This is a genomic window from Aeromonas sp. 600774, from assembly GCF_049175075.1.
Lineage (GTDB): Bacteria > Pseudomonadota > Gammaproteobacteria > Enterobacterales > Aeromonadaceae > Aeromonas > Aeromonas veronii_A.
Map to the genome: position 1 here is coordinate 88,182 of NZ_JAAKUJ010000017.1, position 16,148 is coordinate 104,329.

Annotated in this window: 17 protein-coding genes; 14 read left to right on the forward strand and 3 right to left on the reverse strand. The window is 60.7% G+C overall.

The genetic code is table 11. From position 1 onward, the window contains the following. The first annotated feature begins 34 nt into the window (after positions 1 to 34). From hrpB to G5171_RS18115, 3 genes are all read left to right on the forward strand, one after another. Positions 35 to 2,482, forward strand: a complete 2,448-nt coding sequence (gene hrpB, locus G5171_RS18105; RefSeq protein WP_421260540.1) for an ATP-dependent helicase HrpB — start codon at positions 35 to 37, stop codon at positions 2,480 to 2,482. Between the two features lie 73 nt (positions 2,483 to 2,555). Continuing rightward, on the forward strand, positions 2,556 to 4,874 hold the full coding sequence (mrcB, locus tag G5171_RS18110) for a penicillin-binding protein 1B (RefSeq protein ID WP_421260541.1): 2,319 nt from the start codon (positions 2,556 to 2,558) through the stop codon (positions 4,872 to 4,874). Between the two features lie 58 nt (positions 4,875 to 4,932). Beyond that, positions 4,933 to 5,334, forward strand: coding sequence for a VOC family protein (locus G5171_RS18115; RefSeq protein WP_005343260.1), 402 nt, complete (start codon positions 4,933 to 4,935; stop codon positions 5,332 to 5,334). A gap of 65 nt (positions 5,335 to 5,399) precedes the next feature. On the opposite strand, the gene G5171_RS18120 is transcribed toward G5171_RS18115, so the two are convergent. Both G5171_RS18120 and G5171_RS18125 read right to left on the reverse strand, forming a co-directional pair. After that, complete coding sequence (locus G5171_RS18120; RefSeq protein WP_005343259.1) at positions 5,400 to 5,720, reverse strand: SMR family transporter; 321 nt, start codon at positions 5,718 to 5,720, stop codon at positions 5,400 to 5,402. Continuing rightward, positions 5,708 to 6,109: an SMR family transporter gene (locus tag G5171_RS18125; RefSeq protein WP_421260542.1), complete on the reverse strand. Its 402-nt coding sequence runs from the start codon at positions 6,107 to 6,109 to the stop codon at positions 5,708 to 5,710. The genes G5171_RS18120 and G5171_RS18125 overlap by 13 nt, the downstream gene beginning before the upstream one ends. Before the next feature lie 157 nt (positions 6,110 to 6,266). Between G5171_RS18125 and G5171_RS18130 the strand changes: the two genes are divergently transcribed. The 3 genes from G5171_RS18130 (at position 6,267) to ppa (ending at position 9,585) form a co-directional block, all read left to right on the forward strand. Then, positions 6,267 to 7,148: a LysR family transcriptional regulator gene (locus G5171_RS18130; protein ID WP_236347269.1), complete on the forward strand. Its 882-nt coding sequence runs from the start codon at positions 6,267 to 6,269 to the stop codon at positions 7,146 to 7,148. 109 nt (positions 7,149 to 7,257) lie between these two features. Next, positions 7,258 to 8,838: a DUF3369 domain-containing protein gene (locus G5171_RS18135; protein WP_421260543.1), complete on the forward strand. Its 1,581-nt coding sequence runs from the start codon at positions 7,258 to 7,260 to the stop codon at positions 8,836 to 8,838. Between the two features lie 216 nt (positions 8,839 to 9,054). Further along, a complete protein-coding gene (gene ppa / locus G5171_RS18140; RefSeq protein WP_270905607.1) occupies positions 9,055 to 9,585 on the forward strand; it encodes an inorganic diphosphatase in 531 nt (176 codons plus the stop codon). 26 nt (positions 9,586 to 9,611) lie between these two features. Here ppa and G5171_RS18145 read toward each other — a convergent pair whose 3' ends face one another. Beyond that, complete coding sequence (locus G5171_RS18145; RefSeq protein ID WP_421251163.1) at positions 9,612 to 9,959, reverse strand: hypothetical protein; 348 nt, start codon at positions 9,957 to 9,959, stop codon at positions 9,612 to 9,614. 139 nt (positions 9,960 to 10,098) lie between these two features. On the opposite strand from G5171_RS18145, the gene G5171_RS18150 reads away from it, so the two are divergent. From G5171_RS18150 to G5171_RS18185, 8 genes are all read left to right on the forward strand, one after another. Next, the gene (locus G5171_RS18150) at positions 10,099 to 10,989 is read left to right on the forward strand and encodes a hypothetical protein (RefSeq protein WP_421260544.1); all 891 of its coding nucleotides are present in this window, start codon (positions 10,099 to 10,101) and stop codon (positions 10,987 to 10,989) included. Between the two features lie 220 nt (positions 10,990 to 11,209). Next, on the forward strand, positions 11,210 to 11,752 hold the full coding sequence (locus tag G5171_RS18155; protein WP_005343253.1) for a YtfJ family protein: 543 nt from the start codon (positions 11,210 to 11,212) through the stop codon (positions 11,750 to 11,752). A 44-nt stretch (positions 11,753 to 11,796) separates the two neighbouring features. Continuing rightward, positions 11,797 to 12,096 carry a DUF2607 family protein gene (locus tag G5171_RS18160; RefSeq protein ID WP_005343252.1) on the forward strand — a complete coding sequence of 100 codons (300 nt, stop codon included), beginning with the start codon at positions 11,797 to 11,799 and terminating at the stop codon, positions 12,094 to 12,096. Positions 12,097 to 12,127: 31 nt separating this feature from the next. Further along, a complete protein-coding gene (locus G5171_RS18165) occupies positions 12,128 to 12,724 on the forward strand; it encodes a DUF2796 domain-containing protein (RefSeq protein ID WP_108588145.1) in 597 nt (198 codons plus the stop codon). A 4-nt stretch (positions 12,725 to 12,728) separates the two neighbouring features. Then, a complete protein-coding gene (locus G5171_RS18170) occupies positions 12,729 to 13,418 on the forward strand; it encodes an ABC transporter ATP-binding protein (RefSeq protein ID WP_421260545.1) in 690 nt (229 codons plus the stop codon). Further along, positions 13,412 to 14,659 carry an ABC transporter permease gene (locus tag G5171_RS18175; protein ID WP_005354695.1) on the forward strand — a complete coding sequence of 416 codons (1,248 nt, stop codon included), beginning with the start codon at positions 13,412 to 13,414 and terminating at the stop codon, positions 14,657 to 14,659. Before G5171_RS18170 ends, G5171_RS18175 begins: the two co-directional genes overlap by 7 nt. A gap of 31 nt (positions 14,660 to 14,690) precedes the next feature. Beyond that, complete coding sequence (locus tag G5171_RS18180) at positions 14,691 to 15,167, forward strand: DUF3299 domain-containing protein (RefSeq protein WP_041234071.1); 477 nt, start codon at positions 14,691 to 14,693, stop codon at positions 15,165 to 15,167. 104 nt (positions 15,168 to 15,271) lie between these two features. Continuing rightward, positions 15,272 to 16,132, forward strand: a complete 861-nt coding sequence (locus G5171_RS18185) for a TIGR03899 family protein (protein WP_236368439.1) — start codon at positions 15,272 to 15,274, stop codon at positions 16,130 to 16,132. Positions 16,133 to 16,148: the final 16 nt, after the last annotated feature.

Below are 16,148 nucleotides of genomic sequence, written 5' to 3' on the forward strand. Positions count from 1 at the left end.
GTTTTACCGGTTGCCACAGAAGGTGCTCATCGCTTTGTCCCAGCTCCCCATCGTTTCGGTATTGCCCGAACTCTTTGCCGCCCTCGACAGCCACACCAGCGTGATCCTGCAGGCGCCACCCGGCGCGGGCAAATCGACCCTGCTGCCGCTGGAGCTGGTGCGTCAGAACCGGCTACCCGGCCGCATCATCATGCTGGAGCCACGGCGCCTTGCGGCGCGCAATATCACCACTTTTCTGGCGCGCCAACTGGGGGAGAAGGTGGGCGAGCGCATCGGCCTGCGGGTACGCGGTGAGAGCCGCACCAGCTCAGCAACCCGGCTCGAGATCGTCACCGAAGGGGTGCTGACCCGGATGTTGCAACAAGACCCTGAGCTGACTGGCGTCTCGCTGGTGATCTTCGATGAGTTCCACGAACGCAGTCTGCACGCCGATACCGCATTGGCCTTCGCCATCGAGAGCCAGCAGGGATTGCGCGATGATCTCAAGCTACTGGTGATGTCCGCAACCCTGGATGGCATGGCACTCGAGACCTTGTTGCCGGATGCCCCTGTGGTTCGCTCCGAAGGGCGCGGCTTTCCCATCGACTACCACTACCGCCCCGCCAATCGCCAGCAGTGGCTGGAGCCGCAAGTCGGCGCCGTGGTGCTCGAAGCGCTGGCCGGCCAAGCTGGCAGCCTGCTGGTCTTCCTGCCCGGACAGGGTGAGATCGAGCGGTTGGCGCAGTGGTTGGCAGACAAACTGCCGGACGATGTGACCCTCGTCCCCCTCTACGGCCGCCTCGATATGGCAGCGCAGCAGGCGGCCATCGAACCGGCGCCTGCGGGCCGCCGTAAGCTGGTGCTCACCACCAATGTGGCGGAGACCTCCCTCACCATCGAGGGGATTTCGGTGGTGATCGACAGCGGGCTGGAACGACGGGCATCGTTCGATCTGAAAAGCGGTGTCACCCGACTGGAGACCCGCCAGATAGCCAAATCCTCCGCCACCCAGCGGGCAGGCCGTGCTGGCCGTCTCGGCCCCGGCGTCTGCTACCGGCTCTGGAGCAGCGAGGTGCAGGAGCGACTCGCCGAGCAGAGCCCGCCAGACATTCTCACTCAGGAGTTGACCGGCCTGTTGCTGGACGCCGCCCAGTGGGGGGCAAAGGTGGAAGATCTGCCGCTGCTGGACATGCCCCCCGCCGCTGCGGTGGCCAGCGCCCAGCGGTTGCTGGTGGCCCTTGGCGCCATGAAGCCGGAGGGTGAGCAACAACTCTCTGCCGCTGGCCGCGCCATGGCCGCCTTCGGTACCCACCCTCGCCTCGCTCGCATGCTGCTGCGCGCCCGCGAGCTGGAAGCTGAAGGTCTGACAGGGATTGTCGCCGATGCCGCTTATCTGGTGGCGTTGCAGGAAGAAGATCTGCGAGGATCGGAGCGCCTCTCTGTGTTGTTCCACCGCCGTCAAAGTGCCCTGCGTCAGGGTGCGGCCCGCTGGTTTGAACGGCTTGGCGTACGCCCTGCCAGTGCGCAGGGTCAGTGGCTGGGGCTACTCTGCGCCCTCGCCTGGCCGGATCGCATTGGCAAACTGCGCAGCGGCAGTCGTTATCAACTCAGTGGTGGGGTGAGCTGCGATCTGGTAGAAGGTCATCCCTGTCAGGGACAAGCCGCCCTCATCGCCATCGAGATGGGGCAGAACGATCGCGGCAGCCGCATTTTTATCGCCGAACCGGTCGATCTTGACGAGCTGGTTCCCCTGCTGCCGGAACTGGTGAGCGAACGGCAGTGGTTCGACTGGGATGAGCGGGAAGAGCGGGTGCGCGCCGAACGCCAGCAGGTGATCGGCGAGCTGGTGCTGAGCCAGCGACCACTGACCAAACTCTCTGACGAGCAGAAAGGGCGCTGCCTTCTGCAAGGCATTCGCCGCAAGGGGCTGCATGTACTGCCTTGGGACGAGAGCAGCGAAGGGCTGCTGGCCCGCCTGCGCTGCGCCCGCGACTGGCTGCCCGATGAGGGGTGGCCCGCGATGGATGACGAGAGCCTGCTGGCCACGCTGGAACAGTGGCTGCTGCCAGCGGTGAGCGGTATGACCCGGCTGGAGCAGCTGAAGAGGCTCAATATGAGCGACATCCTGCGCCAATCCCTGCCCTGGCCGTTGCCCAAACGGCTGGACGAGGCACTGCCGAGCCACTTTGCTGCGCCTACCGGCAGCCGGGTGCGGATCCGCTATCAGCCGGGGCAGGCACCGGTGATCCCGGTGCGCATTCAGGAGATGTTCGGGCAAGGTTCGACCCCCTGCGTGGCCGATGGCCGGGTACCGCTGGTGGTGGAGCTGCTCTCCCCCGCCCAGCGACCGCTGCAGATCACTGCCGATCTGGCCGCTTTCTGGGCTGGCTCCTACGAGCAGGTGAAAAAAGAGATGAAGGGGCGCTATCCCCGCCACTACTGGCCGGACAATCCGCTGGAGGCGATGCCGACCAGAGTCACCAAGAAGAAGATGGGTATCTAGGTTCGATTGGCCAGGCCCGATCGGACGTTCGCGAATGCGACATAACAAGTAGAAAGGAAAGCAAAGAGGATTTATGGCAACCCAACGACGCAAGCGCGCCCCCAAGAAAGCGCCACCCAAGCGTACCATCTGGCGCAAGCTGTTCTGGCTTGGCTTCAAGCTCTCGCTGGTGGTAGCGGCCTTCATGGTGGTGTTTGGCATCTACCTCGATACCCAGGTGCGCGAGCGATTTGACGGCGAGAAGTGGCAGCTGCCGGTGATGGTCTACAGCCGTCCGCTGGAGCTCTATCCGGGTCAGCGCCTGTCGCGCGACCAGATGCTGCGCGAGCTCAACATGCTCAGCTACAAGCAGGTGCGCCTGCCTCACACGCCGGGTGAATACACCATCAACGGCAACCGCATCGAGCTTATTCGCCGTCCGTTCGAGTTCTATGATGGCGCCGATGGAGCCCGTGGCCTGCGCCTCACCTTCAACGGCCCGCGCCTTGAGGGAATCCAGTCGCTGGAGAACCAGCGCCAGCTCGGTTACGCCCAGATGGACCCGGTGCTGCTCGATCGCCTCAATACCGAGGATCGGGAAGATCGCCTGCTGGTTCGCCTCAGCGAGGTACCCGACAGCCTGCTGGTGACCCTGCTCACCACCGAAGATCGCGACTTTTACCAGCATGGCGGCGTCTCGCCGGTGGCCATCATGCGGGCCATGTTCGCCAACCTGATCGCAGGTCGCACCGTGCAGGGAGGCAGTACCCTGACCCAGCAGCTGGCCAAGAACTTCTTCCTGACCCGTGAACGCAGCCTGTGGCGCAAACTGCAGGAAGCCTACATGGCAGTGCTGATCGACTATCGCTACAGCAAGGACGAGATCCTCGAGTCCTACCTCAACGAGGTCTATCTGGGACAGAACTTCTCGCAAGGGGTCTACGGTTTCGGCCTCGCCTCCTACTTCTACTTCGGCATTCCGGTCAACGAGCTGGATATCGATCAGGTCGCCCTGCTGGTCGGTCTGGTGAAGGGCCCCTCCTATTACGACCCCTGGCGCTTCCCGGAGCGGGCCAAGACTCGCCGGGATCTGGTGCTGAAGCTGCTAATGGATCACGGCAGCCTGACCCAGGCCGAATATGAGCTGGCCAGCCGTCAGCCCCTCGGCATCATCACCCGTGGCCAGATGAGTTATGGCCGCACTCCGGCCTTTATGGGACTGCTCAAGCGAGAGATCCAGAGCCGCTTCGGCGCCGATCTGCTCAAGCAGTCTGGCCTCAAGATCTTCACCAGCCTCGACCCCATCGCCCAGCATGCCGCCGAGCAGGCCGTCTCTTCCGGGCTTGCCCAGATCGAGAAACAGCGCGGCAAGAAAAAGTTGGAGGCGGCCATGGTGGTCTCCGACTGGCATAAGGGCGAAGTGGTGGCGCTGGTGGGTGGCCGCGATCCCCGTTACGCCGGGTTCAACCGGGCGCTGGATGCCCGCCGCCAGATCGGCTCGCTGGTGAAACCGGCTGTCTACCTCACCGCCCTCTCCAATGGGCTGACCCTGGCGACCCCGCTCAAAGATCAGCCGATCCGCATTCGTGGTCAGGATGGTCAGGTCTGGACGCCGCAAAACTACGATCGCAAGTTCCGCCAGAGCGTACCGCTGATGGATGCGCTGGCCGGCTCCCTCAACGTGCCGACTGTCAATCTGGGTCTGCAGGTGGGGCTGGAGAAGGTAGTCGACACACTGCACAAGCTGGGGGTGCAGCAGGAGATCCAACCTTATCCATCGCTGGTGCTGGGGGCGGTGGCCCTCTCGCCGATGGAGGTGAACCAGATGTATCTGCCCATCGCCAATCAGGGGCTGACCCAGCCGCTGTCGGCCATTCGTGCCGTGGTCAAGGGGGATGGCAGCCTGCTCTATCAGCATGATCAGACCGCCAAACGGGTCACCGACAGTCAGGCAAGCTGGCTGACCCTGTTCGCCATGACCAAGACGGTGAGCCAGGGCACGGCCCGCGCGCTCAGTGCCAAGTTCCCCGGCGCTACCATGGCGGCCAAGACAGGCACCACCAACGAGCTGCGCGACTCCTGGTTTACCGGGATGGACAACAACGAGCTGGTCAGTATCTGGGTCGGTCGCGACGACAACACCCCGGCAGGATTGACCGGCGCCAGCGGGGCACTGCAGCTCTTTAGCGGCTACATGAGCCAGCGTGGCGTCAACAGCCTGAGCCTGCAGATGCCTGAGGGGGTCACCTGGGCCAACTTCTCCCGTGCCAGCGGCACCCGCGTCACCAGCGACTGCCCGGGCAGCCTGCAGGTTCCGGCCAAAACTTCGACTATGGGCTCCCCGACCAGCTGCGCCAGCAGTACGACACCACGCAGTGCACTGGATGACTGGTTCGGCGGTTTCTTCAACTAGATCAACAACACGGGCAGCGCAGGCTGCCCGTTCACTATGCTGCTGACAAGGAAACACCATGACCTTTCCGCTGTTTGACGCCATCCACCATGTGGCCATCATCGCCAGCGACTACCAACGCTCGCGCCACTTCTATCACGAGGTGCTGGGGCTGCCCATCATTGCGGAGACCCTGCGCGAGGCGCGCCAGTCGTGGAAACTGGATCTGGCCCTGCCAGACGGCAGCCAGCTTGAGCTATTCAGCTTCCCCTCGTCCCCCGAGCGCCCCTCCCGCCCCGAGGCATGCGGCCTGCGCCATCTCGCTTTTCGGGTCAGCGACCTCGACCGGGTCATCACCCATCTGCATGCTCATCAAGTCGATGTTGAGCCGGTGCGGGTGGACGAGCTGACCGACAAGCGCTTCACCTTCTTCGCCGACCCGGATGGTCTGCCGCTGGAGCTCTACGAAGCGCCGTGCTGAGCCTGCATCGGCCAAACAAAAAGCCGCCCGGCGAACCGGGCGGCTTGGTCATTGATAAAGCGTTATCAGGCGGTGGTCAGCATGGCGACGGCCAGCGCCATCACCATCATTCCTGCCCAGCCGATGGGCTTGAGTCGCTCACGGAAGATGAGCAAACCACCGAGGGCTGTACCCAGAATACCGATGGCGCCCCAAGTGGCATAGGCCACAGCAAGATCAATCTTGCCACTGCTCACCGCTTCGGAGAGCAGGGTAAAGGCACCCAATACCAGCATAATTCCCAGCATTCCCCACCCTTTATAGCGGAATCCCCGCGAGCGGTTGATCGCCATATTGGCGCCGATATCCAGCAGTGCGGCGCCAAACACGATAATTAACGGGTGCATACCGCCTCCTTCGCATGACTCGTATCACTTCCTGTCACCGGGTCGTCATGGGTTTCCCCCATGGTCACCATAACAATACCCACTATTACCAGCGCAAGACCGATCAGCTCCTGAACGTTCAGGTTGTAATCGAGAAACAACACGGAGACGACGGTGATCAGTGCAATCCCCAGACCCTCCCATAATGCGAACGCAATACCAATGGAGATTGTTTTGGCGGCTTTGGCCAGTAACAGGTAAGAGATCGAGATCAAAACCCACATCGGCAGGTAGTTCATCCATCCCGCTGCATCCTCTGGGATCATCGCCATACTGGATGTCCCCGCTACTTCGGTGAGGATGGCCCCCGTCAAAAATATGCGCGCTAAAAGCATGCGACTGATTAACATAGAATTTTCCTTCTGTTGCTGCGACGGTAGAGATGATAGCCGCAGTCACGGCAGGGGCAGGAATCGCTGAGCGTCGAGTTATCAGACGCTGATGGTTTGCCTTGCTATCAGAGGTCGGGCTAAGGTGGTGCTAGATCCCTCCTTATTGCACATCATCATGAAGCTCTATCAGATAGAACTCTTCGTAGAGTCCGCAAACAGTGGCTCTCTTGCCAATACCGCCAGACGACTTGGCAAAAGCCGCAGCGCCGTCAGCACATCCATCGCCTCTCTTGAAGTGGAGCTTGGCGTCGAACTTTTTGAACGCGGTGCCAATCAGAGTCGCCTGACCGACATCGGCGAGCTGGTACTGGATGACTGCAAGCGACTCCTGCAAGCGGCCAACAGCCTCAAGCTAAAGTGTGAACACTACGCCTCCGGCGCCGAGGTGGCGCTACGGGTTGCGCGCGATGACGCTATCCCGGAACAGGTGTGGCGCGAGATGCTGGCTGCCTTGCGCAGCCAGTTTCCCGGTACCAGTATCTCGCTGGTGCTCGCCTCCCCACCCGAACTGCCCGCACTGGTGGAAGAGGGCTTTGTCGATGCAGCATTTGGCCTCATCACCGAGGATCAGGAGCGCAGCGGCCTCAACATCGACGTGCTCAACCCCATTCGCACCCTGATGGTGGTGGCGCCCAGCCATCCACTGGCCGACCTGCGACGGGTGAAACAGCAGGATCTGACTGATCACACTCAGGTTACCCTCTCTTATATCGATGAATTTTCGGTAAAAAGCCTGTTGCCAGTAGGGGGCCAGCATATCGGCCTCTCCAGCTTCGAGTTGATGCGCAATGCGGTGCTGGACGGACTGGGTTGGGCGGTGCTCCCCTCGCCACTAATCCAGAGCCAGCTGCGACAAGGCACCCTGCTGACCCTGAAACACAAGTTCAGCCTGCAGTGGCGTGATTATGGTGTCTATCTGGCGGAAAACGCCTATCACGGCAAGGTGTTGGCCTGGTTGAAGAAGTCGATCCAGGGATATCTGGAGCCTTTCGAGTAGAGATAAAGAGGCGGAGCCAGCTCACGATATACACTTATCCTGATGATCCGAGCAGATGTAATCGTGCATACTGTCCACATACTCATTGAGCGCCGGAGGCGTAACCGATATGAGCAGTGCCCAAGACAAGGACGACATCTTGCTGGACGACGACATCATCGAACTCGATGAAGAAGAGGTCGTGGTCCCCAAGGCACTCAACCCATGGCAAGTGCTGATCGTGGATGATGAGCCGGATATTCATCATGCCACACGCTTGGCCCTCTCCAATATTCACTACAAATCGCGCCCGCTTGAATTGCTTAATGCCTACAGCGGCGCCGAAGCAGGTCGCATGCTGGAAGCCAATCCCAGAATTGCCCTGATCCTGCTCGATGTGGTGATGGAAACCGAAGATGCCGGTTTGCGGCTGGTTCACCGGATCCGCAACGAAATGCGCAACTCGCTGGTACGGATCGTGCTGCGTACCGGCCAGCCCGGTCAGGCCCCCGAGCAGCGGGTGATCCTCGATTACGACATCAACGACTACAAGACCAAGACCGAGCTGACGGTACAAAAACTCTACACCACCGTCATCGCCTCTCTGCGCTCATACGAAACCCTCAGCGCCATCGACAAGAGCCGTCAGGGGCTCGGAAAAATTCTCGAAGGTGCCGGTGATCTCTACCATCTTCATTCGCTCAAAGAATTTGCCTCTGGTGTGCTCAAACAGATCAGCGCCATTCTCGATGTGGGCACCGAAGGGGCTATCTGCGCCGAACGCCGCCCCGGCGAAGAGACGCTGGAGATCCTGGCTGCCACCGGCGACTACGAGACCCTGTTGGACGAGGGCAAGCTAACCGATTTTCCTACCCTCAACGACTCGGTCATGAAGGCATTGGCGGCACGCTGCAACCGCTTTGAACACCCTCAGGATTCCCTCTATATCGCCGCCCAGAATGGCCGCGAGTTCGTGTTGAGCTTTACCCCTACCCAACCACTGGATCCCCTCGAGTGCGATCTGCTGGATGTCTTCTGCCAGCGCATCTCGGCGGCCTACGACAACCTCTATCTCTACAACCAGTTGCTGCGCGCCCAAGAGGCCACAGTGGTGGCGCTGGCGGCGCTGGCAGAGTTTCGCGACTCCGATACTGGCGAACATGTACTGCGGGTGCAAAAACTCTCCGACGCACTGGTGGATGAGTTGCAGCAGATGGCGGTTTATCCGGAGCAATTGACCCCGGAGTTTGTCGAAATGATCGGCATGGCTTCCATCCTGCACGATGTGGGCAAGGTCGGTACCCCCGATCATATCCTGCACAAACCGGGGCGGTTCGATCCCGATGAGCGAGCCATCATGGAGCAGCACGCAGGAATCGGCGCCAATATCTTGCACAAGGCGGGCGAGATGGTGGAGGGCACCAGCTACCTCTCTCTCGGCGCCGAAATCGCTCGGGGCCACCACGAGCACTTCGATGGCAAGGGCTACCCGCTGCAGCTGGCTGGCCAGCAGATCCCGCTGTCGGCGAGGATAGTGGCGGTGGTCGATGTATTCGATGCCCTGCTCAGCAAACGCCCCTACAAGGAGCCCTGGACGCTGGCGCAGACCATGGAGTATATCCAGTCCCGCTCCGGCACCCAGTTTGATCCTCATGTCGTAACAGCACTGTCGCGACTGGTCAACGAGTCGAGACTCCCCTACTCGCTCTGACTCTCTGCACTTGCAACTCAACATCCCTTGCCGATGACCAAGGTCACCGGCAAGGCATCAAAACAGCTGTTTTGTTGCATCCTGCACGCATCAACGCGCCGCAAACCGGAAACATCACCCTTCTTTGGCTGCGATATCCGCTGAAATATGGTCATTTAACATCACATCGCTATAATATCGGCCTGCAATCCTGATACTAACAACGAAGGAAATATCATGAGCCTGAACCTGGTACCGGCCGGCAAGAGCCTGCCCGACGATATCTATGTCATCATCGAAATCCCGCAGAATGCCGACCCGATCAAATACGAAGTCGACAAGGACAGCGGCGCTATTTTCGTCGATCGCTTCATGTCTACCCCGATGTTCTATCCGTGCAACTACGGCTACGTGAACGCGACCCTCTCTCTGGATGGTGACCCCGTCGACGTACTGGTTCCGACCCCCTACCCGCTGCTGGCCGGTTCCGTCATTCGCTGCCGCCCGGTTGGCGTGCTGAAGATGACCGACGAATCTGGCGAAGATGCCAAGATCGTTGCTGTACCGCACTCCAAGCTGACCAAGCAGTACGACCACATCCAGGATGTGCACGATCTGCCGGAACTGCTGAAAGCCCAGATCCAGCACTTCTTCGAGCGCTACAAAGAGCTGGAAGCGGGCAAATGGGTCAAGGTGGAAGGCTGGGGCGACAAGGCTGCTGCCGAAGCCGAGATCAAGACCTCTGCCGAGCGTTACGCTGCCAAGTAAGCGTCCCCCGGAATGAGAAAGGCGCCTTATGGCGCCTTTTTTGTCGGTGTTTGCGGCAGCTGACCGGCCGCATCTCCGCTAGGATTGCCCTGAATGTATATTTCACGACCATCTTTCTGGTAGGGACGATAGTAATCACCGCCACAGCGATAGCCACCGCCCGGCTGGCTCATCAGTTCACAGTTGACCGGCAACACCTCCAGCCACTTGATGGCCTGCTGGTAGCGCAGCCACTCCTGCCATTCGTGTTCGCGCGCCAACTGATCGCGTAGGGCAAAGGTATCCGCAATGGACATCCCCTTGTTGACGATCACCTGACCCGCCATGGCTGGCAGGCTGAGCAGCCCAAACAGCACTATGATCCAAGGCTTCATAACCCCTCCAGAGTGACTTAATTTCACAATTAAATTAAAAGTCACATCAATCTGTTATCCAGATCACAAAACGAAACATCACCAAAGTGGTGCCGGCTCACCTAGTTGTTAATTATCGTCCACGGCAGGAAGCACCACCATGAAGCTGACCCCCGCGCTGTTGCTCAGCCTCACTCTCTGCACCACTCTTGGTGCTACAAGCAACGCCAGCGAAATCAACATGAGCTGGCAATGGCAATCCAGCGATGGGCAACGCAAGCACTTCCATCTGACCACCAACGATCAGGTGATGGCCGCCAGTCGCCACGAGATGAGCCTGCTAAAGGCTTCCCTCACCAATCCGCTGGAGACGCTCTACGCCTATATCAGCCCGCGCCTCTACAACAGCCTCAACCTCATCAACCAGAGCAGCCCCGAGACCGCTACCAAGTTTCGTAATCTGGAGCAGGCATTCACCCTGCGGGACAACAGCATGGAGTCTCTGCTGTTCTGGCAAGCCTACCAGCAGTATCAGGAGGATGCCTTCTACCAGATGAGGGTGATCCCCTGCGTCCATCCGGCCAATCGCAAACTGCCTTGCGTGCGACCCGATTACTCCCAGCTCTTCTACCACTTCAAAGGGCATCTCAAGCCGCTGGCGCAGCAGTTTGCCGCCAATGATCTCGCCACCAGCGTCAGCCTGCTGCAGGAGTGGCTGAACGCCATCCCCACCCAACCGGAGCAGCTGGATCACTTCGCGCCGCCGCTGCAGGCGTTGCAGGATAACAAGGCCGACAGCGACGAGAAGGCACTGTTGATGGCCAGTCTGCTGGCGGAGCTGGCGCCGCAATATGTGCTCAGCATCATCTATCCGGATATCAGCATCGGCAGCGTCTCCCCTGCCTGGCTGGCCATTACGGCAGACAGTGGCGTACCCGGTGATGTTGTGGTGATCAACAATCAGCGCCATGTGCTGCTGACCGGCTCGTCCCTGCTGGCCCAGCAGATGACCATGGCCAAGATCCCCCTCATCAGCGAGTCGCTCTACTGACGCAGACAGCTCAGACCAGCAGCCAATTCATTGATTTTTATCGATGTCATGCCATCCTAGCCGCCCTTGCCAGCCAACCACCTGACTGGCGGGGCGCCGACGCTTCTGAATTGCGATCTTATTTAACACTTTTTAAACAGATCCGATCAGTTTAGGATGAAGCTCGCCCATTCCCTCAATCCGAAACTCGTTATAACATAACAAATGGAGTGTCATCAGGATGAAACATCTCGTACTTACTTTGGCGCTGCTGCCATCTCTGGTCTTTGCTCACAACTTCAAAGATGGCAACCCGGTGCCGCTGGTCAATGTCAGCGACAAGGGTGAGCTGGTACTGAATGGCAAGGATATCGGCTACCAGCCGTGGCAGAGCACCTCGCTCACCGGCAAGGTATTCCTGATCCAGCATATTGCAGGTCGCTCCAGTGCCAAGGAGCTGAACGCCCCGATGATCGAGGCGATCAAGGCCGCCAAGTTGCCGCAAGACAAGTACCAGACCGTTACCGTCATCAACAGCAATGACGCCATCTGGGGCACCTCCGGCTTCGTGAAGAGCAGTGCCGAGGACAGCAAGAAAGAGTTCCCCTGGTCCGCCATGGTGCTGGATGCCAAGGGCATGGCGCGCAACGCCTGGGATCTGACGCCGGAAAGCTCGGCGATCATCCTGCTGGATAAAGAGGGCAAGGTGCTGTTTGCCAAAGATGGCCAGCTCGATGCCAACAACATTGCTACCGTGATGGGGCTCATCAAGTCCCATCTCTAAGTCAGAGAGAAAGGGCGCTGATGGCGCCCTTTCCATAAGGGTCTATGGGTCGTATCAAGCTGAAAATCTGGATCTTGCTGCTGGGCTGGTTATGGCTGCAGCCTGCCCTTGCCCGGCACCAGTTTGAATCTGCCCTACCCGGCCACGACGACCATCACTGCCTGGTCTGCGCCCTCCATCTGGATGGCAAGCAGATCATCACCGCTACCCCCTATTGTTTCCCCGGTTCGACCTCTGTTCTGCCCGTAGTTGCAACCATGCAACGATCGGCGGATACCGCCACGCTTCACAGCTATGCCATCCGTGCGCCGCCCGCCTCTGCTTTTCTCTATCCCTTTGTTTAATTTCGCTATTTGTTTTGAAAAAGGATTAAAGATGAAAGCAGTTACTCTGTTGCTGGCCGCTGCGGCCTTTGGCGCACACGCAAATCACGACGAACACGAGAGCCACAGCCACGGTGCCCACGAGCATGGCCATGGCCACCTCAATCTGGTGGTCGATGGCGACCAGTTGATGATCGAACTGCAGGCCCCCGCAGCCGATCTGGTGGGCTTCGAGCACGCAGCCAAGAGCGATGAAGAGAAGGCGCAATATGCCAAGGCGGTCGCCCGCCTCCAGCAGCCTGATGCCCTGTTCCGCTTCGACCCGGCCGCTGGCTGCAAACTGACCCAGCAGGAGCTGCAAGCCGCCAAAGAAGAGCATGATCACGACCATGACCATGACCATGACCATGACCATGACAAGGCTGCCAGCGACGAGCATGAACACCACCATGATCATGACGAAGCGGGTCACGCCGATATGGGCGCCATGTACACCTACACCTGCGCCACGCCAGCCAAACTGACCGGCCTTGAGGCGACCCTGTTCAGCGTCTATCCGAGCCTTGAGAAGCTGAGCGTGCAGGGGATCCTGCCCACCGGCCAGACCGCTGGCGAGCTGACCCCGTCCGCCAACAAGCTGAGCTGGTAACGCCATGAAAAAAGCCGTGGTTGAGATCCGCGATCTGGCCTTTGCCTGGCCAGGTGGCGACGCTGTACTCGATCTGCCCGCCCTCACCATCCGCGAGGGTGAGCGGGTCTTTATCAAGGGCCCGTCGGGCTCTGGCAAGTCGACCCTGCTCGGGTTGCTGGCCGGAATCCAGACCGCCAACCACGGCACCCTGGAGGTGCTGGGCCAACCATTGGCCCGGCTCTCTGGCCGTGCCCGTGACCACTTCCGGGCGGCCAATCTGGGTTATATCTTCCAGCAGTTCAATCTGCTGCCTTTTCTCTCGGTGCAGGACAACGTGACCGCTGCCCTCACCTTTTCGCCCGCCAAACGGGCTCGCCTGCAAGGGAGTCCGGAGCAGGAGGCGCGCCGTCTGCTGACGGAGCTGCAACTGCCGGATGACGCACTGCATCGCCCCGTCCATGCCCTCAGCATCGGCCAGCAGCAGCGGGTTGCCGTCGCACGGGCGCTGATCGGCTCGCCACCGCTGGTGATCGCCGACGAGCCCACCTCTGCACTCGACACCGACAACCGGGCGGCCTTTATCAAGCTGTTGTTCGAGGAGTGTGACAAGCAGGGCTCGACCCTGATCTTCGTCAGCCACGACCCTTATCTCGAACCCCTGTTCCCGCGGGTCGAAAACCTGCAACAGCTCAACCGGAGGGCATCATGCTAAAGCTCGCCCTGCAAAGTCTCTGGGCCCGCCGCCTCACCGCCGGGCTCACCCTGCTGGCCGTCGCCATCAGCGTCACCCTGCTGCTCGGGGTGGAGCGGGTGCGCACCCAGGCCCGTGAAAGCTTCTCCAACACCGTCTCGGGGACCGATCTCATCGTTGGCGCCCGCTCCGGCCAGGTGAACCTGCTGCTCTACTCGGTGTTTCGCATCGGCAACCCCACCAACAACGTGGGGTGGGACTCCTATCAGGCCATCAAGCAGAAACCGGGCGTCGCCTGGACCATCCCGCTCTCCCTTGGTGACTCCCACAAGGGATTTCGGGTGCTCGGCACCAATGGCGACTACTTCACTCACCTGAAATACGGTCAGCAGCAGTCGCTGCAATTGCGGGAAGGGCGGCCATTCGAGACGCCGTTTGAAGCGGTACTCGGTGCCCAGGTGGCCGAGAAGCTCGGCTATCACCTTGACCAATCCATCGTTATCGCCCACGGTGCTGGCAACACCTCGTTCAGCCAGCACGACAACCTGCCGTTCAAGGTGGTGGGCATTCTGGCGCCAACCGGTACGCCCATCGATCGCACCATCCATGTGCCGCTGGCGGGGATCGAGGCGATCCATCTTGGTTGGGATACCGGCCGCCACAGCAAGAACGTGACACCGGAGCAGGCGCTGGCGCAGGATCTCACCCCGAAAACCATCACCGCCTTTATGGTGGGGCTGAGCAACCGGATCCTGGCGTTCCAGCTGCAACGCAGCGTCAACACCTATCCCAAAGAACCGCTGATGGCGATCCTGCCGGGCGCCGCCCTGCAGGAGCTGTGGAGCCTGATGAGCGTGGCGGAAACCGCCCTCTCGGTCATCGCCGGTTTTGTGGTAGTCGCGGGCCTGATCGGCATGCTGACTACCCTGCTGGCGGGGCTTAACGAGCGGCGCCGGGAGCTCGCCATCTTGCGATCCCTCGGTGCGGGCCCTGCCCACCTGTTCCTGCTGCTGGCGCTGGAAGCCATGGCGCTGACCACGGTCGGCATCGCCCTCGGGGTCGCCGTGCTCTATCTGGGGCAGGGGCTTGCCTCGCCCTGGCTGCTCAGCCACTATGGCCTGCAACTGAGTCTGGGGCTGCCGAGCACCTACGAGTGGCAGTTGCTGGGGGTGGTCTGGCTGGCAGGCATGGTGATCGGCCTGCTCCCTGCTGCCCGCGCTTACCGCTACAGCCTGAGCGATGGCATGAGCATTCGCGTCTAGCGAGACGCCCTAAATAGAAACAGAAGGACAGATGATGAAGTGGAAAATTGTGGCGCTGCTCGCCAGCCTGCTGGTGCTGCCCGCCCTGGCCGCCGATTACAAGACCATCGACTGGGATGTGCTCATCCCGGAAGGGGAGAAACTGCTGCCACCTCCGCAGGTGAACCACGATGGGGATCTCGCCTCCGTGCCGCAACCGGTGGGCGGGGTAAACAAGAAGCTGGACAACCAGGATGTGCGCATTCCGGGCTTCGTGGTGCCGCTGGAGGGGGATGCCAAGAAGATCACCGCCTTCCTGCTGGTGCCCTACTTCGGCGCCTGCATCCATGTACCGCCGCCCCCCACCAATCAGGTGATCTATGTGAGCTACCCCAAGGGTGCGCCGGTGGATGACCTGTGGGATGCCATCTGGGTGAAGGGCAAGATGCGCACGATCAGCTCCAGCCACGAGATGGCCACCGCCTCCTATTCGATGGAAGCGGTCGAGGTGAGCGTCTACGAGGAGTAATCCTCCCGTTGCAAAAAAAGCGGCCTCCACGGAGGCCGCTTTGTTATCTTGGCATCCCGGTTGGAGTAACATTCAGCTCCAGAACCTGTGCGAATGGAGTCAGCATGGCAGACCTCCCCCCCCCGAAAAAAGAGAGTTCGATCCTGAGCAGCCAGGAGCAGACCCTGCGTCTGGCCCGCAGTCGCGGCATCGACGGCATGCTCACCCGCAATACCGACAGCACCTTCGAACAGCGCGCCACCTTTCGCCATCTGGCGGATCAGGCTGCCCGCCAGCGCAATCTGGAAGCCATCATGGTGATGGCCTCCCGCCACTGCGAAGAGACCGCGGCTGGCGGCGAGATGGACAGCGACTGGCTGACCCGCTTCCTGCAACTGGCGGAAGATATCAGCATGGTGCCGATGCAGCAGCTGTGGGGGCGGATCTTCGCGCTGGAAGTAGCCACCCCGGGCCGCTTCTCCATCCGGGCGCTCGCCACCCTCAAAGAGATGACTCAGCGCGAGGCCCAGCTGTTCCAGCGCATCTGTTCACTGACTTGCCACTACACCGGCAGCGACGAGCAGCGACTGCTGCTGGGGCTGCACAAGGGGGCCAGCTTGCTGAGCCGCGCCAAGGCAACGCGGCTCGGCCTTGGCAAATACCGCCTCCCCTACAACGCCCTGCTGCAACTGTTTGAGCTCGGGCTGCTGCATCGCGCGGAGCTGGAGTCCGGCCCGCTGCCCGCCGATGGGGTCGAGCTGGAGTTCGGCAACCAGCGCTGGCGGCTGCAGTGCAAGCAGCACAACATCACCCTGCTCTACTACCGCCTCACCCCGGTGGGCAACGAGCTCGCCCAGCTGCTGCAAGAGTCGCCGCTGGAAGAGTACCTGCAGGATCTGAAAACCGTGCTGGTGCAGGGTATCCAGATCGAGGTCCAGCATCAGGTCAGCGAGACCACACCGCCCCCCCCTGACGCCGCGCCCTGATCGTCGATAGGGGAAC